This window comes from Mycolicibacterium frederiksbergense, from assembly GCF_012223425.1.
GTDB lineage: Bacteria > Actinomycetota > Actinomycetes > Mycobacteriales > Mycobacteriaceae > Mycobacterium > Mycobacterium frederiksbergense.
Genome location: NZ_CP038799.1, coordinates 1,871,827 through 1,892,240, shown reverse-complemented (window position 1 = coordinate 1,892,240; position 20,414 = coordinate 1,871,827). Strand labels below are relative to the sequence as shown.

18 protein-coding genes, 1 pseudogene and 1 other annotated feature are annotated in these 20,414 nt (G+C 67.0%); of the genes and pseudogenes, 8 read left to right on the top strand and 11 right to left on the bottom strand.

Annotated features, from left to right (window positions below; translation table 11 throughout):
• Nucleotides 1-22: 22 nt before the first annotated feature.
• Nucleotides 23-910, bottom strand: a complete 888-nt coding sequence (locus EXE63_RS12135; RefSeq protein ID WP_168142171.1) for an amidohydrolase family protein — start codon at nt 908-910, stop codon at nt 23-25.
• A 19-nt stretch (nt 911-929) separates the two neighbouring features.
• Between EXE63_RS12135 and EXE63_RS12130 the strand changes: the two genes are divergently transcribed.
• On the top strand, nt 930-1,694 hold the full coding sequence (locus EXE63_RS12130; RefSeq protein ID WP_168145541.1) for a trans-aconitate 2-methyltransferase: 765 nt from the start codon (nt 930-932) through the stop codon (nt 1,692-1,694).
• Nucleotides 1,695-1,698: 4 nt separating this feature from the next.
• On the opposite strand, the gene EXE63_RS12125 is transcribed toward EXE63_RS12130, so the two are convergent.
• Nucleotides 1,699-2,415 (bottom strand): NUDIX hydrolase, encoded by a 717-nt coding sequence (locus tag EXE63_RS12125; protein ID WP_168142170.1) that lies wholly within the window; start codon nt 2,413-2,415, stop codon nt 1,699-1,701.
• A complete protein-coding gene (locus tag EXE63_RS12120) occupies nt 2,412-2,894 on the bottom strand; it encodes a hypothetical protein (RefSeq protein WP_168142169.1) in 483 nt (160 codons plus the stop codon). Before EXE63_RS12120 ends, EXE63_RS12125 begins: the two co-directional genes overlap by 4 nt.
• A gap of 83 nt (nt 2,895-2,977) precedes the next feature.
• Between EXE63_RS12120 and EXE63_RS12115 the strand changes: the two genes are divergently transcribed.
• Nucleotides 2,978-3,667: a phosphatase PAP2 family protein gene (locus EXE63_RS12115; protein WP_234904463.1), complete on the top strand. Its 690-nt coding sequence runs from the start codon at nt 2,978-2,980 to the stop codon at nt 3,665-3,667.
• Here the strand turns inward: EXE63_RS12115 and EXE63_RS12110 are convergent.
• A complete protein-coding gene (locus EXE63_RS12110; protein WP_168142168.1) occupies nt 3,621-5,063 on the bottom strand; it encodes a bifunctional phosphatase PAP2/diacylglycerol kinase family protein in 1,443 nt (480 codons plus the stop codon). The two genes, EXE63_RS12115 and EXE63_RS12110, sit on opposite strands and share 47 nt — an antisense overlap.
• A gap of 77 nt (nt 5,064-5,140) precedes the next feature.
• Here EXE63_RS12110 and EXE63_RS12105 point away from each other — a divergent pair, with 77 nt between their 5' ends.
• A complete protein-coding gene (locus tag EXE63_RS12105) occupies nt 5,141-5,791 on the top strand; it encodes a L,D-transpeptidase family protein (protein WP_168142167.1) in 651 nt (216 codons plus the stop codon).
• Here EXE63_RS12105 and EXE63_RS12100 read toward each other — a convergent pair whose 3' ends face one another.
• Nucleotides 5,792-6,271, bottom strand: a complete 480-nt coding sequence (locus EXE63_RS12100) for a nuclear transport factor 2 family protein (RefSeq protein ID WP_168142166.1) — start codon at nt 6,269-6,271, stop codon at nt 5,792-5,794.
• A 39-nt stretch (nt 6,272-6,310) separates the two neighbouring features.
• Between EXE63_RS12100 and EXE63_RS12095 the strand changes: the two genes are divergently transcribed.
• The 3 genes from EXE63_RS12095 (at nt 6,311) to EXE63_RS12085 (ending at nt 9,893) form a co-directional block, all read left to right on the top strand.
• Nucleotides 6,311-7,078 carry a DUF3159 domain-containing protein gene (locus EXE63_RS12095; protein ID WP_210000466.1) on the top strand — a complete coding sequence of 256 codons (768 nt, stop codon included), beginning with the start codon at nt 6,311-6,313 and terminating at the stop codon, nt 7,076-7,078.
• 96 nt (nt 7,079-7,174) lie between these two features.
• Entirely contained in the window at nt 7,175-9,034 is a 1,860-nt protein-coding gene (locus tag EXE63_RS12090) for an Hsp70 family protein (RefSeq protein WP_168142165.1), read from the top strand.
• Nucleotides 9,035-9,203: 169 nt separating this feature from the next.
• Nucleotides 9,204-9,893, top strand: a complete 690-nt coding sequence (locus EXE63_RS12085) for a VldE C-terminal domain-containing protein (RefSeq protein ID WP_168142164.1) — start codon at nt 9,204-9,206, stop codon at nt 9,891-9,893.
• Nucleotides 9,894-9,908: 15 nt separating this feature from the next.
• Here the strand turns inward: EXE63_RS12085 and EXE63_RS12080 are convergent, their stop codons facing one another.
• Entirely contained in the window at nt 9,909-10,610 is a 702-nt protein-coding gene (locus EXE63_RS12080; protein ID WP_168142163.1) for an FAD-dependent oxidoreductase, read from the bottom strand.
• A gap of 118 nt (nt 10,611-10,728) precedes the next feature.
• Here EXE63_RS12080 and EXE63_RS12075 point away from each other — a divergent pair.
• A pseudogene (locus EXE63_RS12075) lies at nt 10,729-11,983 on the top strand (IS3 family transposase).
• Nucleotides 11,013-11,144, top strand: a sequence feature (AL1L pseudoknot). Its footprint overlaps the pseudogene before it by 132 nt.
• A 28-nt stretch (nt 11,984-12,011) precedes the next feature.
• Here the strand turns inward: EXE63_RS12075 and EXE63_RS12070 are convergent.
• The 3 genes from EXE63_RS12070 to EXE63_RS12060 form a co-directional block, all read right to left on the bottom strand.
• Nucleotides 12,012-12,203: an FAD-dependent oxidoreductase gene (locus EXE63_RS12070; protein WP_168142162.1), complete on the bottom strand. Its 192-nt coding sequence runs from the start codon at nt 12,201-12,203 to the stop codon at nt 12,012-12,014.
• 199 nt (nt 12,204-12,402) lie between these two features.
• Entirely contained in the window at nt 12,403-13,737 is a 1,335-nt protein-coding gene (locus EXE63_RS12065; RefSeq protein WP_168142161.1) for an HNH endonuclease signature motif containing protein, read from the bottom strand.
• A gap of 472 nt (nt 13,738-14,209) precedes the next feature.
• A complete protein-coding gene (locus EXE63_RS12060; protein WP_168142160.1) occupies nt 14,210-15,409 on the bottom strand; it encodes a hypothetical protein in 1,200 nt (399 codons plus the stop codon).
• A gap of 187 nt (nt 15,410-15,596) precedes the next feature.
• Between EXE63_RS12060 and EXE63_RS12055 the strand changes: the two genes are divergently transcribed.
• Nucleotides 15,597-16,442, top strand: a complete 846-nt coding sequence (locus tag EXE63_RS12055) for a glycoside hydrolase family 16 protein (protein WP_168145538.1) — start codon at nt 15,597-15,599, stop codon at nt 16,440-16,442.
• 6 nt (nt 16,443-16,448) lie between these two features.
• Here the strand turns inward: EXE63_RS12055 and EXE63_RS12050 are convergent, their stop codons facing one another.
• Both EXE63_RS12050 and EXE63_RS12045 read right to left on the bottom strand, forming a co-directional pair.
• On the bottom strand, nt 16,449-18,335 hold the full coding sequence (locus EXE63_RS12050; protein ID WP_168142159.1) for a cellulase family glycosylhydrolase: 1,887 nt from the start codon (nt 18,333-18,335) through the stop codon (nt 16,449-16,451).
• 279 nt (nt 18,336-18,614) lie between these two features.
• Complete coding sequence (locus tag EXE63_RS12045; RefSeq protein WP_168142158.1) at nt 18,615-20,384, bottom strand: cellulase family glycosylhydrolase; 1,770 nt, start codon at nt 20,382-20,384, stop codon at nt 18,615-18,617.
• Nucleotides 20,385-20,414: the final 30 nt, after the last annotated feature.

The window sequence follows — 20,414 nt, the reverse complement described above, 5'->3', positions numbered from 1 at the left end:
CCGGCTGATCGACACGTGTCAGTCAGTCGGCTATCTGTAAACCGAACAGTTCGGCCGCATTACGATGGAACACCCCGCGCAGCCAGTCGTCGTCGACGCCGGGCAGTTCGGTGAGCACCGTCATCGCGTGGGTGTAGCGGTACGGGATGTTCGGGAAATCGCTGCCGAACAGGATGCGGTCGCCCAGATCATGCAGCCTCGGGTATGCCCCGGGCGGGAACGGCATGGTCTCCTCGGCGAAACCCGTGAAGGCCATCGTGGTGTCCAGATGGACGCCGGCATGGCGCTCGCAGATGTCCAGGAAGGGCTCATACTCCGGCATGCCCATGTGCGCCACGATCAGCCGGAGCCGCGGATGGCGGGCCAGCACGGCCTCGATCGGGCCGGGACCGGTGAACGTGCCGGGTGCGGGGCCCGAGCCACAGTGGATGACGACCGGCGTTCCGGTGTCGGCGAGCAGGCCCCAGACGGCGTCGAGCAGGGGATCGGTCGGGTCGTAGGCGCCGACCTGGACATGGGCCTTGAAGACCCGGGCACCTGCCTCGACGGCCTCGGCGACATAGCGGGCGGCACCGGGTTCGGGATAAAAGGTCGCCGTCGACAGACAATCCGGGGTCGCAGCGGCAAACTGCGCCGCCCACTGGTTGAGCCAGACCGCCATCTGCGGTTTGTGTGGATACACCAGCGACGTGAACGCCTGCACGCCGAACGCCCGCAGGGTGCGCAGCCGATCGTTCTCGTCGGCGCGATAGGTGATCGGCCATTCCCGACCCACCAGCGGCCCGGCGCTGTCGAAATACAGCCAGACCTTGTCCATCACGTTCTTCGGCATGAAGTGGGTGTGTACGTCGATGATCCCGGGTAGCCCCAGGGACTCCCAGATGCGTCGAACCGTTGTTGCCTCATCCATCACCGTCGATGATGACAGCATGTGGAATCCCGACACCTACCTGGCCTTCGCCGACCACCGGGGCCGGCCGTTCTTCGATCTGGTGAACCGGGTGGCAGCCCGGCAGCCCCGCCGGGTGGCCGATCTGGGCTGCGGACCCGGCAACCTCACCGAGACGCTGAGCGGGCGTTGGCCCGACGCCGTGGTGCAGGGCTGGGATTCCTCGCCGGAGATGGTGGGCGCGGCCGCCGGGCGCGGTCTGGATGTGCGCCTCGGTGGGATCGCCGAGTGGTCACCGGAGCCCGATACCGATGTCGTCATCTCCAACGCGGCGCTGCAGTGGGTGCCCGAACACCGTGAGTTGGTGGTGCGCTGGGCCGGGCAACTGGCGCCCGGCTCATGGATCGCGTTCCAGGTGCCGGGAAACTTCGACGCGCCCTCGCACGCGGCGGTGCGCGCGGTGGCCCGCCGTGCGCCGTTCGCCGAAGCGCTGCGCGAGATGCCTTGGCGGGACGCCGATGTGGTCGGCACTCCGGCTGAGTACGCCGGGTTGCTGACCGATGCCGGCTGCGTCGTGGATGCCTGGGAGACCACCTATGTGCACGAGTTACAGGGGGAGACGCCGGTTCTGGACTGGATCACCGGGACCGCGCTGACCCAGGTGAAGGAACGGCTGACCGAGCAGGCGTGGCAGCAGTACCGGCGGGCGATCATCCCGGAACTGGCGCGGGCCTACCCGGTGCGTGCCGACGGGCACACCTTCTTCCCGTTTCGGCGCATCTTTGTGGTCGCCCGGGTTCGGTGACACGTCACTTCCAGGCGAACACCGGCTGCTCGAGTTCGTCGACGGCCTCGCCGCTGCCCTCCAACCCGAGCCAGCGCAATTGGAGCAGCACCGCGCCCGTCGGCGCGTGGATCAGGTCATTGCCCAACGGGATCTGCACCACCGGCCGTGGGCTCTCCGGGATGGTGATGAAGCGCGGGGAATCCTCGCGCTGCAACTGGTGCAGGCCGACCCGGTAGACGGCGACCACCTCATCGGGGGATGGGTGCAGATCCAGCCGGCCGCCGCCCCACAGCACCACCGGTGTGATGACGTAGCCGGAGCGGGTGGGGTAGTCGTCGAGCAGGCCCAGTACCGAGCTGCCCGGCAGATCGATGCCGACCTCTTCGTGCAGTTCGCGCAGCGCGGCGTCGACGGAGGACTCGCCGGGATCGAGACGCCCGCCCGGCAGCGCCCACTGTGCGGCGTGCGAGTTGAGGCGGGACGACCTGCGGCACAACAGGAAAGCGGCACCACCGGAGACGTCCACCATCCGGCCATCCAGGGCGTCGGGCATGGGCCGCCCGGCGATCCAGTCCTCGACCGGCGCCGGATCCACCCGGTCCTCGCCGAGGTGGGAATCCACCAGGGTCACCGCGACGGCGGCGCGCCGCTTGGTGGTGTCGGTGAACGTGCGGCGGTCATGGCCGGCGAGGTTGGCCCGGATCCGTTCCCGCAGATGTTCGTCGTAGCTGATGGTCACGGGTGGTACGGCACCCCGACGGCGCGGAAGATGAACTCCGGGGGCACGTCGTAGGCCAGCGACCGGCGCGGCAGGCGTGCCAGCACATCGTCGCTCAACGGCTCTTTGTAATGCAGGGAAAGCTGACCCGAGCACCGCGGGTCGACCTGCGCGACATCGAGGTTGATGACCAGGCCGGCCGAGGAGATGTCGGCGATCACCGGACCCGATTGCGGTGCGTCCCATCGCAGGTCGATGGCGCGTCCGGCGAGCTTGGGGACGGTGGACAGTGTGCCGAGAACACGCTGGGAGGTGAACACCAGCGATCCGGAGTAGCTGGTGACGCTGCCGACCGAACGCTTTCCGGGCACCTTGCCGGTGAAGCGCCTGGTGACCGGCACGTACTCGGCGAGGTGGATGACACCCTCGGACTCGACAACCTCGCGCAGCTCGCTGGGTAGTTTGCCGATGCGCAGCAGTTTGCGCAGGAACACCGCCATGTTCCGCACGATACCGGCAACCGTGCGGGCCGGTGAGACACCTATGCTCGGCCGCAGGTCGATCACCGTCGTAGGGAGCACCGTTGCCGTCCAAACTTTCGCTGCGTCACCCGGCCCTGCTGGCCGGCGCGATACCGGCCGCCGCGGTGTTCCTGTTCGCCACGGTCGGGGTGCTCGCGCGCTGGGAGTGGATGGAGAACGCCGACTGGGCGGTGCTGGAGCCGCTGTACCGCTACGGCCTCGCGCATCCGGGGTGGGTGACCGCGTGGGACGTGCTGTGCACGGTGTTCCACCCGGCGGTCTTCCGGCTTGTCGCCCTGATCTGGATCGTGTACCTGTTGATGGGACGTCGCCCGGACAGGTACCAGGTGGTGTTGTACCTGGCGTCGACGATGGAGTTTTCCGCGCTCATCGTGATGTTCGCGAAAGCGGTTGTGTCACGGCCACGCCCGGACACCGCGCTGGTGGCCGAACATTCCTTGGCCTTCCCGTCAGGTCACGCACTCGGGACGGCGGTTGCGGTGACGGCGATGGTGTTCGCCGCCTCACCCTGGCTGCGCGGACGATGGCGCACCGTATCCATCGTGATCGGTGTGGCGATCGTCATCGCGGTCGGTGCCGGACGGGTGGTGCTCAACGTGCACCACCCCTCCGATGTCCTGGCAGGCTGGGCGCTGGGCTACCTGTGGGCGCTGGTGTGCCTGCCGGTCCTCACCAACCGGCGGCTCAGGGCAGCGGACGAAACACCGGCAACGACCGATACCGATTCTTGAAAGTCGCTTCCTGGCAGACGATTTCCACCTCGCCGTCGTGGGCGATCTGGGTGGGGCCGTCCACCGCGGTGAAGCTGAACTCGGGTACCAGCAGCTCATGGTAGAGCGGGCTGTGCACGAGCCTGCCCGTCGCCAGCGCGGCGAGGATGCGCACCGTGGCGAATTTGCGCCCGGTCTCCAGGATCCGGACGTCGATCAGGCCGTCATCCATCCGGACCCGGCGCGATGGGGCGAAACCCGATGGCGAGTACAGCGAATTGCCCAAGAAGAACAGCGATGTCTGCACGGTCTTGTTGTCGTACCGGATGCGCACCGCAGCATCGCTGCTCAGGGTGCGGTACAGCGCGTAGGCGCCGGCCAGGGGTTTGCCCATCTTGTGTTCGAGCTTTTCCCGGATGCGGACGAATTTCGGGTAGGCGCCGATACTCGCGGTGTTGACCACGGTGTCGGTGTCGTTGAACTGGATGGTGTCGGCGTAGGCGGCAGATCCGCTGCGCAGCGCCTCCACGGTGGCCGCCACGGTGTCGCAGCCGATGTCCTTGGCGAAATGGTTGAAGGTGCCGCCCGGGAACACCGCCAGCGGAACCCCGGCCTCCATGGCGATGCCGGCCGCACAGGACACGGTGCCGTCACCGCCGCCGACGGCCAGCACCTCGGCCCGATCGGCGGCCTGGCGCAATTTCTCTTCGATGTCCTCGTCATCGCCGACCTCGACGATCTCGGCCCGGGGCAGCGCCTCGCGGACCTCGTCGATGATGCGGCCGCCGGTGCCACTGCCGGAGTTCGGATTGACCACGAGGATCACGCCTTCGCCCTCGGGCCGGGGCTTGGTGTCGTAGCGGTGCGGTTCGCCGGAGGTGATCGGGGGAGCAACGATGGTGGGTACGACGCCGGCGCCGGCCAGCGCGATCGCCGTGCCGATTCCGAATCCGGCCAGCACATCGCCGGGATAGTGCGCGCCGGTGGCGACCCGGGACAGGCCGACCAGTCCGGCGAGCACACCGAGGCCGACACCCAGGGTGCGGTTCTCCAGGCCGACGCCGACGGCGAAGGCGGCCGCGCTGGCCGAATGCCCCGACGGCAGCGAATTGGACGTCGGCATCCGCCGCGACCGCCGCACGAAGGGCACCGTCGCGAAGTCCGGCCGGTCCCTCTTCCAGATGCGCTTGGCGCCCTGGTTGGTCACCAGGCTGGTCACCGACAGCGTGAGCAGCCCGCGCGCCGCGCCGCGCCGCATCGACGGGCTGCCCGCCGCGAGCAGTCCGGCACCGATCGCGAACCACAATTTGGAGTGGTCGGCGGCCGCGGTGAGCCGCGGCATCACGGTGTCGAGCACCTTGCTGTCGGATTCTGCAACGGCCAGGAAAACCCGCCGGTCGACCGTTCCAAGTCCCATGGTTACAAAGTACGCACAAAGCACCGTGTCCAAACCTTGACTTGACCTGGGCCACCTGTGGTGCAGACGATGGGCGGATGCGCCGACTACTCGCGGCGTTGAGCGCGCTCTTGCTGACGTTCGCGTCGGCACCGGTCGCCGACGCCGCCGAGACACCCTGGTTCGTCAACTCCGTCGGCAACGCCACCCAGGTCATTTCCGTTGTGGGCGTAGGACCCACGACAGCGAAGGTCGATGTGTGGGAACGCACCGCCGCCGGCTGGAACCCGATCGGGGTGGGCATACCCGCGCACATTGGTTCCAGCGGTATGGCCCAGGAGATCCGCGAGGGTTCGATGAAGACGCCGATGGGGGTGTTCACCCTGGACTTCGCGTTCGGCACCGAGACCAACCCCGGTGGTGGTCTGCCCTACGTGCAGGTCGGGCCAGATCACTGGTGGGACGGTGATGTCGACAGCCCGACCTACAACACCATGCAGGTCTGTCGGCGGGCCGAGTGCCCCTTTGCCACCGAGGGCACCGGCACCGAGAACCTGCAGATCCCGCAGTACGCGCACGCCGTGGTGATGGGGGTCAACAAGGCCCGGGTACCCGGTGCCGGCAGTGCGTTCTTCCTGCACAGCACCGACGGCGGCGCGACCGCGGGCTGCGTCGCCATCGATGACGCCGCCCTGGTGAAGATCATCCGGTGGCTGCGTCCCGGTGCCCTGATCGCCGTTTCGAAGTAGTCAGATCTTAACTGCGCGACCGGCTTTCACCTTGAAGCCCAGGGTCTCGGTGGACAGTGACGCATCGTAGGTCCGGTCGTAGCCGGTCTTGCTGATCTTCCAGCCGTCGGGGGTGCGCCGGTAGGTGTCGTGATAGAAGCCGGCACCAAGGAGCATGAAGTTGAACTCGGGGGCGATGACCTTGTCCTGCAGGTACCAGATCCCAGTGGCCTCGTCACCGTCGATCTCGATCTCCGGATGTGTCACCTTGTGCTCGGTGATGATGCCGGCCGGCATGGAGGTCCGCATGAACTCGACGAGGGTCGCGCGATCGGTGAAGTGATGCTCCTCGCCGAGTGACTCGCCGTAGTCGCCGATGACGTCCTCGGTGAGGGTGTCGGCGAAGTCGTCCCAGTGTTTGGTGTCCAGCGCACGCATGTAGCGGTACTTGACCTTTTTGATTGCTTCGATCTCTGCGAGGTTGTCGACCATGCCCGACATCACAACACAGCGTCGCCGCCGGTGTCTTAGGGTCCAGCCATGCGCTTTTTGGATGGCTTCGTCAGGTCTCCGTTCGCCGGTATCGCGCCGTGGATTCTGTTTGCGTTGGTCGCCGGTCCCGGCAGGTTCGAAGAAGCCGCGTCCGCTGCGCTCGGACTGACGTTGCTGACGATGTGGGTGGGCTGGCGCCGCGGGGTGAAGGTGCATCTGCTGGAAGCCTTCGCCGCGTTGTTCTTCGGCATCCTCGCAGCCATCGGTCTGTTTGCTCCGGACAGCACTCTCGATTGGCTCCAGCTGTGGGCCGGGGAACTGAGCAATGTGGCGCTGGCCGTCTTCGCGGTGGGCACATTGGTGATCAGGCGCCCGTTCACGCTGGCCTACGCCAAGGACAGCACACCCGCCGAACATTGGGATTCTCCGCTGTTCACCCGGATCAACTACGTGATCTCGGCGATGTGGGCGCTGGCGTTCACGGTGTCGGCGATCTCGGGTGCGATCGGTGGCGCGGTGCTGCACGACGCCGACAACTTCTGGACGGCCTGGATCGTGCCGATCGGGGCGATCATCTTCGCGGTGTCGTTCACCGAGTTCTATCCCGATTACGCGACCGCGAAGTTCGCCCCCGAGGCGGGCGAGACGGCGCCGTCGGCGCTCGGCGCTGTCGACTGGTTGCCGGTGTTCGTACTGGTGACCGGCATTGCGGGCTTGGTATCGGAATCGGTGTCCACGGCGGTGGGGATCGTCCTGATCGTCATGGGTGGGGTGGGTTCTGCGGTCCTGCGAAGGTTGGGCAGAGCCGACAGTTGATCCAAAATGACGTTGGCCGAACATGATTCGAGCTAGCGATGCGTTCGCGGAGTGTCCGTTCGCCGGAAAGGTTCGCCGACCGTTATGGTGGGCCCAATGACCGACCCGTTGGGGTTGTCCATCGGGACGACCAATCTGGTCGCGGCACGTGTCGGCGACCTTCCCGTGGTGCGGCGCGCTGTGCTGACACTTCCGGTGCAGGGCGCGCCGGAAGTCGGGGTGCCGTCCGGTCGGCCGGGGCAGGTGCTGACCGGATTCGTCGACCGGGTGGGGGATCCGGTGCCGTTGGTGGCCTCGGACGGTTCGTCCTATCCCGCCGATGACCTGTTGGTTGAGGCGCTGGAGGCGATGGTCGGTGTCGTGGGCGGCGCCGTGCCGGCCCAGGCCGCGGTGGCGGTTCCCGCGCACTGGAACGCTGCGACGCTGCGGGCATTGCGCGCGACCCTGCGATCCAACCCGGTGCTTTCCCCGAACGGGACACCGCCGAGGCTGGTGTCCGATGCCGTCGCGGCGCTCACCTCGCTGCACGCCAACCCGGGGCTGAGTACCGGTGGTCCGGTGGTGCTGGTGGACCTGGGCGGCGGTGGGACCAGCGTCACGCTCGCCGATTCCGGCGCTGCCTTCGAACCGCTCGACGAGACGACCAGGGTGGCCGAGTTCTCCGGCGACCTGATCGACCAGGCGTTACTGGGCCACGTGTTGTCGGGTATCGAGGACGCCGACCCGGGAGCGACCGCCGCGGTCGGTCTGCTCGGCGCGCTGCGTGAAGAGTGTCGGCAGGCCAAGGAGCGGTTGTCGGCGGCCACGGCCACCGAGATCCCGGTGGAACTGCCCGGGTACCGGTCGGTGGTGCGGGTGACCCGCGCCGAATTGGATTCGCTGCTGGCCGAGCCGCTGCAGCAGGTTCTCGACGAGCTGGATAATCTGTTGCAGCGCAACAGGATCAGCTGGGCCGACGTGTCGGTGGTCGCCACCGCAGGCGGCGGCGCCAGCATTCCGCTGGTCACCCGGCAGTTGTCCGCGCACACCCAGAGGCCGGTGGTGAGCACCCCACAGCCCGCATTGGACGCGGCTGTCGGCGCGGCACTGTTCGCCGCCGGTGCGGCCGAGGCCGGCGCGCAGACCGGACTGGCGCCGGCACTGGGCGCTGACGCCCCGACCAGGCTGGCACCGCCGATCGTGATTCCGGACCCGTCCGGGTCCTCGACGTTCCGGGCGCTGGCGTGGTCGCAGGATGACGACGGCGGTGGCGAACCGGTGCCCTACACCGGCCCCGAAGACTACCCCGAGGTCAGCGCGGCGAACCCGTACCTCGGCGATGAGTCGACCCGCATTGTCTCCCAACATGTTCCGGCCCAGTACGATCACGAGCCGCGCGGCGTACCACGGCTGCCGATGGCGGTGTTCGCTGCCGCGGGCATCCTGGCCGTCGTCGCGCTCGGTGGTGTGGCGATCGCGTTGACCGGTGTCTCGGAAACGGACACCCCGACCCCGTCGACCGCGCCGGTATCCGGGGTGTACACCCCACCGCCTGCCGAGCCGCCGCCGGCGATCGAGCCGCCGCCGCCCATCGTCACGGTGACCGAGGCGCCGCCGGCACCGCCTCCGCCGCCCGAGCCCGTCGCTCCGCAGCCGGTGGCGCCGACCACCACCACCACCACCACGGTGCCTACGACGACCACCACCACGACCACGACCACGACCACGACGACCACCACCACGACCACGACGACGACAACGACGCCGTCCACGACCACCACCACGACCGCCACCACCACGACGACGACACCGCGGACGACCACCGCAACCACGCCGCCGAGCACGTTGCCGACCACCACCGCGGAGGTCACCACGGTGTCTCAGGCACCGGCGATGACGACGACGTATATCAACATTCCTTTGCTGCCCCCGATCCCCGTCCAGGTGCCCAACCCGGCGGCGCCGGCCGCTCCATAGCCGGACAGCCGTCGTTCGGCCTGCACATACCAATCTCACAAAGAGTTGAGCTGCTGCGACACGCCGGGTTATAGTCACCCGGGTTAAGTCACGGATAGGTAACGACCAGCAAACGGCCGGGTCTCGGCGGTTGCTGAACGTCAGCTCGGCGAACTCGAAGGTGTGGTGAATGCGGCGTCAAGGAATGGCTCACGGCCGACTGCGGTCGTCTGCCGCGCTCGCCGCCATCGTGGCGCCTGCCGCTGTGCTCTTCTCCATCGGTGGCGATATCCAGTCGAGGACCGCCCCCGAGCAGGGGGCCAGGGTCGCTGCTCCGGCCGTGGTGGCGGCCGCCGAGGCCGCCGCGCTGGGCGTCGAGGTGATTGCCGCCCCCGCATCCTTCGGCTGGAACCCGACGGCCCTGGTGGCCGCCCCCGAGGTCGCCTCCGCGCAGCTCGTCTCTGCTTCGAGGTGGCGCGCGGACACCCGATCGCTGCTGCTGCCCAAGGGCGTGGCACCTGAACACGGTCTGCAGGTCAAGACCATTCTGGCCGCCCGCGCCATCAGCGCGGTGTTCCCGGAGATCCGCAGCATCGGCGGCGTGCGCCCGGACGCGCTGCGCTGGCATCCCAACGGCCTGGCGCTCGACGTGATGATCCCGAACCCCGGAACCGCACAAGGTGTCGCGCTGGGTAATCAGATCGTCGCGTACGTCATGAAGAACGCTGCCCGATTCGGCATGCAGGACGCCATCTGGCGCGGCACGTACTACACCCCGAGCGGCGCGGCGGGCTCCGGCGGCTACGGCCATTACGACCACGTGCACGTCACCACCACCGGTGGCGGCTACCCGTCCGGTGGCGAGCAGTACTTCCGCTGATCAGGTCCGGCATGGTCAGCCGACCAGCGCGGTGACCTCGCGGGCGCAGCCCCAGCACAATGTGATCCCCGAACCGCCGTGTCCGTAGTTGTGCACCACTCGTGCGCCTGATCGCAACCTCGCGCTCTCCTCGAGCCGGACGGCCGGACGCCCGGGTCGCAGCCCGACGGCGTGCCCGAGCACTCGGGCGTCGCGTAGCGCGGGCACCAGGTCGGCGCACCGCGCCAGGATCGCCGCGCCGACGGCGGGGTCGACCGTGGTGTCCCATTGCCCCTCGTCCAGGGTGCCGCCCACAATGCAGTCGTCGCTCCGTGGATGCACGTAGGCGCGGCCGTCCGGATGCCCCTCGTCGCGGACCGACATCGTCAGGCCGGGATTGCTCACCCGCAGGATCTGACCCCGCACCGGGTACACCGAGGGATCGTCGACCAGTTCGCCCGCGCCGAGGCCGGCACAGTTGATCACCACGTCGGCGCCGTCGCCCACCTCGTCCAGTGACCGCAGCGCCCGCAGGACCACCCGGCCACCGAGGTTGCGGAATCGGGCGTCCAGCCATGGCAGGTAGCGGGGCATCTCCGCCAGTGGCACCGCGTAGCGCAGCCCGTACGGGTAGCCCGGCGGGAGCTCGTGTGTCCCGGCGGGCCGGACCTTGCCGACGGCGACCGTCCACGCGGGCTCGCCCGGCGGTTCCCGATAGAGGCTCAGCGACTCGCGCATGACCACCCCCGGCACGTGCGCCGCCGCCTGTGCGGCGAGTGTGTCGAAAGTGTGTGCGCCCCATCCTGAACCGTCCTGGGGCTGGTGGAGATCGTGAACGCACCAGGAGGATGTTGTTGTGGCTGCGCCGAGGAAGTTTGACCCAGAGACCCGTGAGCGGGCGGTACGGATGTATCAGGACCGGATTTCCCAGACTGGGGATTCCAAGCGAGGGGCCCGCCGGTATGTCGGCGAGATCCTCGGAATCAATGAAGCTACGTTGCGCAACTGGGTAGAGAATCGCTACGGCAGCAGCGACTCGGCGGTTGTCGATGGGGCTGTGGATTCTTCTGCGGAATTGAAGTCGTTGCGCCGAGAGAACGCCGAGCTACGCAGGGCCAATGAGATTCTCAAGACGGCGACAGCGTTTTTCGCAGCGGCGGAGGTCGACCGCCGACTTCGGTGATCATCGATTACATCGATGCCCACCGTCACCAGTTCGGGGTCGACCCGATCTGCACCGTGCTCACCAGCTACGGCGTCAAGATCGCCCCGTCCACCTATTACGCGGCCAAAGCCCGCGGCCCGGTCAGCGACACTGCCTGGACCGAGGCGCACGCCGCCAACACCGTGCACCGGTTGTTTGTGTCCAACCGGCGGCTTTACGGGTCCGCAAGATGTGGCACGCGATGAAACATGCAGGCCATGATGTGGGCCGTGACCAGGTCAGCCGGCTGATGGGCATCTGCGGCATCAGCGGAGCCGTTCGTGGCCGGCGGCGCACCACGGTGACCACGACCGCTGATCCGGGCGCACCGCGGCATCCCGATCTGATCGCCCGCCAGTGGGGTGCTCCGAGACGGCCTGATCAATGGTGGGTGGCCGATTTCACCTACACCTGGACCTTGGCGGGGTTCGTCTACACCGCGTTCTGTGTGGATGTGTACTCACGCCGAATTCTGGGGTGGCGGGTGATGTCGACCAAGGCGACACCGCTCGTTCACAGCGTGCTCGAACAGGCTGTGTTCACCCGTCGCAGAACCGATTTCCGTTTCACGACAACGGGTTTGATCCATCACTCCGATGCCGGAAGTCAGTACACATCGCTGGCCTTCACCGATGCTCTGCATGACTCGGGAATCGCAGGATCGATCGGCTCGGTCGGTGATGCTTTGGACAATGCACTGATGGAATCAGCGATCGGTCTCTACAAGACCGAGTTGATCAATCGGGCCCAGTCCTGGACCGGGCGCGCCGAGGTGGAACGCGAAACCGCCGCCTGGGTGCATTGGTACAACACCACCCGCCTGCACTCGGCCCTGGGCTATCTCTCGCCCTCGGAGTACGAGGACCGGTACCGTCACACCGTCGCCTCAACAACAGAGGTGGCATAACCGAGGTCTCCATCCAGACCAGGACGGTTCATCCTGATACGCGCTCCCACGGTGCGACGTGGGTCGGGAACCACACCGCCGCCGCCACAGCTGAGGTTGTGGACATGGCGCCCTCGGCGGCCACCATCCGCACCTCGTGGCCGGCTTCCAGCAGGGAGATGGCCGTGGTCAGCCCACTGATTCCGGAGCCGACGACGATGGCTCGCAGCGGCGTGGTCACGGTTCGAAGTTACCCGTTCGAATCGATCATGGCCTGGTGTTCTCACGAATCACGTTTTTCTTCAGCAACTTTCGTGATTGGCGCGAACTCCGCGACCACAGTGCGGTTCGTGGTGGCGGGTCCGGCGGCGTGCTGCTGCCGCCGGACCCGCTGTGCGGGTGATTTTCTCTGTTCAGTTTTCAAGGTGCTGAGTCGTGGTCTATGCGGCGGTGGGCAGGGTGGTCATGGTGCGTCGGGCGTGGGATCGCAGGTGTGCCGGTTCGGGTTCGGCCGGGTCGTGCGGTGGGGTGAACCAGGGGTGGCGGTCGGGGCCGAGGTAGACCTGCCAGCCGCCGTGGTGGATGGCGGTGTGGTGCAGTCGGCACAGCAGCACCCCGTTGTCGATGCTGGTGTGGCCTCCGCTGCTCCAGGGAGTGATGTGGTGGGCGTCGCACCAGGACACGGGCCGGCCGCAGCCGGGGAATGCGCAGCCCCGGTCGCGGATGCCCAGGGCTTTGCGCAGCGCCGGGGTGAACAGTCGCTCGGCGCGCCCGAGGTCCAGGGGTATGCCCGAGTGGTCGACGAGCACCGTGGTCAGGGTGCTGTCGCAGGCAATCAGGTCCGCGGTGCTGGCGCTGACCGGGCCGGTGAACCCCAGTGAATCCACAGACCCCTCGGCCCCCGCTGTGGACCCCACTGGTGCGGCGGGGCGGATGAGGGTGACGTGCGGGAGCACGCCACCGCTCATCGGGCGCTGCGAGCTCGACAGGTAGGTGCGCATGATCTGCCCGAACGCGTCCGCGCGGCGCCGCCCGACCGGGCGGGGATCCGGGGACCCGTCGGGCAGCGGTACCGGCCGGCACAACGGATCCAACGCGGCCATCAGTTCTTCTGCGGTGAGTGCGTCGAGATCCAGAGCGGCACTGACCCGCCCGTCCTCGGTCTGCACCAGGGTCATGTCGTTGAGGTCGGCGTTCTCCGCGACCGGCACCGCCCCGTCGTCCTGCGGCGATGTGGCGGCTTTCGCGATGGCGATCTCGCGGGCCTTCTTGTCGACACCGGCGGGCGTGGTCTGAATCATCAACGTCGTCACGACAGCGGCCCGGTCTTCCTCGGACAACGCGACCCTGCCCGACACATGCGCGACTCCCTTGCCAACCGCGTCGGCGAACTCGATACCGACCCCACCCAGGCGCTGCTGCGCGGTCAGCGCGTGCATCGTGTGCGCGGCCCGCCCCACCCGCGCCGCCCGCTGCGCCGCACCGGGTGCCACACCCAGACTGGTCAGCAGATCGGCGCCCGTGCGCAGGTGGTTACGTGCGGGGATCCCGGCGCGTTCCGCGGCCGCAACGGCCTGGGCGATCACATGATCGAACAGATTGCGTAAGGTCACCGCCGCCGCCAACACCGCCAGCAACGGCTGTTCATCAACGATCCGGCGGGGACTGTCGAGCAGATGACACAGCCGGCGATCGGCATCGTCATCGGGCGGCGGCGCAACAGCAAGATCATCGATCAGCGCATCAATGAACGTGTCGAGATGGGTGGCGTCCATAGGGATACCGACTTTCACAGAAGGTGCCCAACGGGGCACGATCAGTCACAACGGTCCACACAGCCCCCACAGGAGCCGTCGAACCTCGCGGCGACCGGAGTCGCGGTCTGTGCTCACCGGGTGGAGATGGGAGCAACGTCGCATTCGAACTTGTGTTCGATGCTACGCCGAATCGTGGCCCTGCGCAAGGGAAATTTCAAGGGCATCGGTGACAGCTCGGACGGCCACATGGACGCTCATGGTCGTCAACCGCAAGCTGGGCACGGCTGAGATCCCTCGCCGGAGCTGAATCTCAGGCGGCACCACCGGTCCGAAACGCCGAAACATGTTCAGGTGCAGAACTTCACACCGGCGGTCAGCTTCGGCGGATTACGTGCGCTACTCGCTCACTCTGCAGCGGATGAGTCGACCGGGCGACCGCGGACGCCATCGTCGACCACCTCGACCGATCCAGACGACAGCGTGTGCCGGGTCACTCCGAGTTTTTGGGGCCGGCGGGCTCCGACTTGGTGGATTCGCTCTTGTCGCTGCCCGACTGTGAGTCCGAGCGCGATGACGACCCGCCACCGGTGAGTTTCTTGACGGTACGGCCGACGTTGTCGCGAAAGTCCTTGATGCCCTGCCGGATTCCGGCGGCCGGGTCCTTTTTCGCGGGCTTGGCCGGCTTGGTGGTCTCCGTCTGGTCACTGACGACATCAGCCTCGGTGTCGGTGCCTTCGGTGTCGGCGGCGACAGGGGTTACGGTTTCGGCCGGCTCCGGCGTCTCGACGACCGTCTCGGTGTCGGGCGTGACGGTCTCGACGGCCGGTTCGACGGCGGTGTCCACGGGGTTTTCGTCGACGGTGTCGGTGGTGGTTTCGGTGACCGCGGTGTCGGTGCCGATGGCACTCTCGTCGCGGCCGGTGGACAGGCTGACCAAGCTCGCGTTGGCGTCGGGGGCCGTGGTGGTGACGATGTCGTTCGGCGTCTTGATATCGCGGACCCGTGGCGGCTGGCCCCACGGCGTGAACAGGCCCGGCGCGGGGATGTACTGGCCTTCCGTGCCGGGCAGGATCGGGCCGAGGTCGCCGTAGCCACCGAAGAGCAGGCCGTCGATCACGTGGAACGGCGCCTTCACGATCGCCTCGATGAACGGCTCGATACGCCAGGTGGTCATCGAGTAGAAGATCTCGGAGTGGGCCTGGCCGGCGCCCCCGATGGCGCTCAGCAGGGGCCCGACAAGGCGGATGAAGGCGTATTCGATGAGCTCGGGGACCTGGCGAATCTGGTCGCCGAGCACCGGGAAGTTGCGGGCCACAGCCTCGGCGACCGCATCGTTGAGCGGCCCGATCAGCAGCGGCGTGATCGGCGCAAAGACCATGTTGGCGACCATGGCGTAGTTCCAGTGGGTCAGGTCGGCGTCGGGCCACTGCTCCTCGACGGTCCACCAGATGTCGGGGACCTTTCGCACCAGGCCGTCGATGCTCTGTTCGACCGCGGCGCGGGCGCCGTTGCCGATGAGCTGCAGGTCCTGGAACAGCCCAGCCGGCATCACATCGGTGCTGACGACGCGCGGCGTGTCGGCGACGGCACGAATCTGCGGAGTCACGGTCACGGGGGTCAGCGCGATGGCACCGGCGCCGGCAAGAACTACGCCCGTGGTGAGGGTCTGTCGAAACACCTTGTTGGCCATACCTTTAGTGACTCCTGCGTCGAATGCGATAGTTTGCCGTCGCAAACGCTAGCCGAGCCCGTGGTGAAAATGTGGGCTCCCTTTTCGTCCGCTGTGCGGTCGCTGTTCGCGTGGTTGCGAGCGAAACCTGTGCGACCTCGTTTATGGTTCGGCTGTGCCTGATTTTGATCGACGCAGCGCCTTGTTCATGTTGGGACTGGGTGCGGCTGCTGCCGCGCTGCCCTCTCCGGCGGCCCATGCCGAGCCCGTTCCCGGTGACTTCCCGCCAGGACCGGTTCCCGGGCCCGGGGCTCCGGTCCCCGAAGCGGCGGCCCCGGTGTTCCTTTTCCAGGACGAGTTCAACGGCCCGGCCGGTTCGCCACCGAACCCCGGGTCGTGGTTCATCGTTCCGCAGCGAGAGACCATCCGGAACCCGGTCGAATGGGACAAGCCTTTCAACATGGGTCGTTACGTCACCGACCAGGAGCATGTCTTCCAGGACGGCAACGGCAACCTCGTCATCCGCGCCACCCGCGGCGAGGGCGCGAACATCCAGGAGAAGTACGCCAGCGCGAAGATCATCGGTAACTGGCGTGGCGGGGTCGGGACCACATGGGAGGCCCGCGTCAAACTCAACTGCCTGACCGATGGCGCCTGGCCCGCCTTCTGGCTGATCAACGACAACCCCGTGCGCGGCGGCGAGGTCGACCTCTTCGAGTGGTACGGGAACCGGGATTGGCCCTCTGGCACGACCGTGCACGCCAAGTTGGACGGCAGCCAGTTCCAGACCTTCAAGCATCCGGTGGACGGTGCGTGGCACACCTGGCGGATGACGTGGAAGCCCGAAGGCATGTACTTCTGGCAGGACTATCAGCCGGGGATGGAACCGTTCTACACGGTGGCGTCGAACTCGCTGCCGGACTGGCCGTTCAACGATCCCGGCTTCACCATGGCCCCGGTGTTCAACATCGCCATCGGCGGATCCGGTGGGCGCGAGCCCGCCGGCGGCAACTACCCGGCCGAGATGCTGGTCGACTGGATCCGGGTGTTCTGACCCGGCTCACCTCCCCGCACCGGCCGCTGCGGTCCTCGGGCCCTTTGCCGTCTTGACGGTCCGCGTCGTGGTGGTCTGTCGCGCACGCGGGGTGACGGGTGCGGTCTCGGCATCCTCGGCGGGTGCCTGCTCGGCTTCGTCGGGTTCCGCGGTCTCGGTGCTCTCCGGCACGGTCACCTCGTGCTCGGTGACCTCAGCGTCGATCACCTCAGCGTCGGTCACCTCGGGTGCGAGGCCCTCAGGCTCGCCGGTCTCGGTGACCGCGGTTTCGACGCCTTCGACCTCGACGGCGTCAGCCTGGACAACGTCGGGCCCAGTCACGTCAGGTTCACTGGCGGTGAGTTCGGCGACGTCCGATTCGACCGGGTCGCTCGGCGCAGCCGGCCCGTCGGTCTCCGCCGCGACGTCGGTGACCACCGATGCCGCTGCAACGGGGATCACCCGGGTCGACTCCGGCGCGGTGGGTTCGATACCGAGGCAACTCCTGACCTTCTCGACCACCCAGTTCACCGAGTTGACGATGGCGTCGGCGATACCGTGCACCACCCTCGACGTCAGGTCGGCGATGCCCTCGACGACATTGATGGTCACTTCAGCGATGGTCTTGACCGCCCACACCGTCACGTCGATGAACGCCTCCACACCCCAGACGACGAAATCGACCACATCGTTGATCACCTCGCCGGTGATCTCGACGACTCGGTTGATGGCGTTCCTGATCGCATCGAGGATCGGGTTGTCGGGTTCGAGGTCCTCGAGGAAGTCCCGGATGACCTGGACCGCCGGCTTTTCGGTCCAGTCGGTGTACCAGATGCCGAAGTTGTCCTGATCGCTCGTGCTGCCGGAGTTTATGTCTCTGGTCGAATAGATGAAGATCGGGCCGGTGCCATCCTCCCGCTGCCAGCTCGCCAGGAAGTCCGCAAGGAACTCGGCCTGCTTCTCCGGGGAGTTGTACAGGAACGGGTGTAAGGGATCGAATGGTGTTGTGGGCAGACCGTATTCGCTGGCCCATACCTTCAGGTCACCATCGCCGTACTGCTCCATCAACTCCCTGATCGCGCGAAGCTGCAGAATCGGCGAGTCCGACTGCGTCTCACCCTCGGAGAACGGGATGTCGTAGTGGTACGGGTGGAAGGAGAACGCGTCGAAATGGCCTTGGGCGTCGGCGTCGTACATGCCTTGCAGGAAATCGATCGGGTTCATCGTGAAGTCGTCACCGAGGGTGCGGCCTGAGCCGAGCACGCCGGCAACGACGGTGATGTCATCTTCCGGGTCGTCAGGATCGTCGTGGGCTTTGATGGCGGCGTAAGCGGCCTTCACCATGCCGGTGTAGGCGGCGGGGTCGACCGGGTTGAGGAAGAAACGACCGTTCGGTTCGTTCCACACTTCGAGTGCGGAGATCTTGCCCTCATATCGTTCGGCGACCGCGCCGGCGAACCTGCCGAATGCATCCAGGTTCGGTACCCCCGACAGCGGCGGACTGCCGGCCCAGGCCGGCGTCTCGTGGAGGACGCCCAGTACACCCATCCCGCGCCGATGGGCTTCATTGATCACGTAATCGGTGGCACCCCAGAAGAAACTGCCGTCCTGGTTGAACTGGGTGGAAATCCACGAGATGCCGATGCGGACGTTCTGCACTCCCAGCGCTTGCATCATGTCGAGCTGCTGGTCGATGAGGTCCTCGTTGTCGAGGCGGACCAGGTTCGAATCGGCGAGGCCGATGGTGGTGGGCGACTCCTCGATGGCGGCAACCATGTCGATGGCATGGGACGACCCGTGCAGGTCGACGGTCGGCCGCTGTTCGGTGGTTGCGCACACCGTGGCAAGCACGAGGGCCGAGGAGACGGTGACGATGGTCCGTTGCTGGATGTTCCGAAGAGCTGGTCTGCCCATGACGACTCCCGACGGTGGCTACATCGGCCGGCGGCAGCTCAGCCAGTTCAGACATTAGTCCACCCGGGGCCTCCAGAAATAGTCAATGACGTGCACAAATGGCCGAAATCTGGGGCAGGACGCAAGGCGTCGAACAGGAGAGCCGCGCGGCGGTTTGCGGGTACCAGCCACCTGCACCAAAGATCGATCACCTCGCCCCTGCTTTCGATCGCAATCACTTAGCGGAGAACATGTGTCAGCCGGGACAGGCGGATAGCCTGCCCCGGCTGATGGATCGTGCTATTCGCCCGAACTGCTGGAAGATCCGTCGCTGCCGGACTCGCTGGATGGGCTCTCGCTCTCGGAATCGTCGGACGAGCTCTCGCTCTCGGAAGCCGACCCGGACGCGGTGCCGCCGGCGGTCGAACCAGTGGTCGCCGAATCACTTTCGGTGCTATCCGACTCGGTATCGGTCGACTCGGTGGTATCGGACCCGGTCGCATCGGCCTCCGTGGCATCGGACTCTTCGGCGTCGGCCGCATCCGCCGCGGTCGACTCCGTTGTGCCCGACTCCGCGGTGTCCGCTTCCGAAGCGGGCTCCGCCTGGGTGGCTTCGACCAGCGCTGCGCGGGACGAGTCAGCGCTCTCCAGCGCGGGATCCGTTGCGGTGGCAGGCTGCCCGATCTGGGCATCGGCACCGGTATCGGTGGCCTCCGCAGCCCCGGTGTCTGTCTCCGAGTCGGTGTGCTGCGCCGGTACGTCCTCGGGCTCGGTGGCGGTCCGCGTCGACAGCGCCGTCGTGGTGGGCGCGGTGGTGGTGGCCTGGCCCCAGGCCGCCGCCCAGTTCGCGGCCGCCTCGGCCAGTGCGGCCTGCCAGTTCGCCACGGCCTCGGCGACCGGGTCTGTCGGTGTGGCCGGCTCTTCGGCGACCGGATCAGTGGGCGCAGTCGGCACCCCGATGTCGGGAATGTCGTCGATCGGCGGCAGGACCTCGGACGGTAGGGGGCCGTTCTCCTCGATCCAGTCCTCCACGATCGCGGCGGCCTGTTTCGGGGTGTAGTCGTCACGGAAGAGACCCCAGGTGTCTTCGACATCGGTCGACGCACTGTTCCGGTCGATCAACGAGTAGATGAACATCGGGCCCGTGCCCTCGTGCTCGGACCAGGTGTCCATGAAATCGTCGATGAATTCCGCCTGCTGAGCCTCCGATACGTAGGAGGTCGGCAGGCCGTATTCGCTTGTCCATACGTCTTTTTCGCCGTCGCCGTACTGATCCATGAGTGCCTGCATGGCCTCCAGCTGGCCGACTGCCGAGATGGCGTTGCCGGCACCGTCCCCGAACTTCCAGTCGTAGTTGTACGGGTGGTAGGACAGCGCGTCGAAGTACCCCGCCGCACCACTCTCGTACATCGTCTGGACGAACTCGACCGGGTTGATGTTGATGTCACCCCAGGTCAGCCCGGCAGTGACCACACCGCCGACGACGGTGCCGGTCGGGTCGACCTCCTTGATCGCGGTGTAGCCGGCTTTCAGCAGTTCGGTGTAGGCCGCGGGGTCGGGTCTCGGTGACCAGAAGACGAAACTCTGTGGCTCATTCCAGATTTCGTAGGCGGAAATGCGGGCGGATTCGGGATCGCCCTCGCCGGCGCCGTAGCGGCCGGCCAGCTCGCCCATGAAGCTGCCGAAGTCGTCGGGGTTGCGTGGCGCACCGTATGCGGAGTCCTGGACGTCCGATGCCCACGTGGGGGTGCTGGTCACCGCGCCCAGGACGGCCATGCCGCGCTCCTCGGCGGCGTCGATGACCTTGTCGACGTCCGCCCAGTTGTAGGCGTCCGGAGTGGGCTCGACCGCTCGCCAGGGGATGAACATGCGGAATTGGGTCACACCCATGGACTGCATGGTGTCCAGGGCCACGCCGACCTCTTCCGGGGTCATGAAGTACAACTCGGATTCGGCGATGCCAACGGCGTTCGACGACGTGTCGATGGCTGCGGCCAGTGACACGGCTGCCGATACCTGCCGCATCGCGTCCTGCTGTGGCGACGCGCTCAGCGGTGTCGCAGCAACCACGTGAACTGTGGCGCCGACCAGCGTGAACGC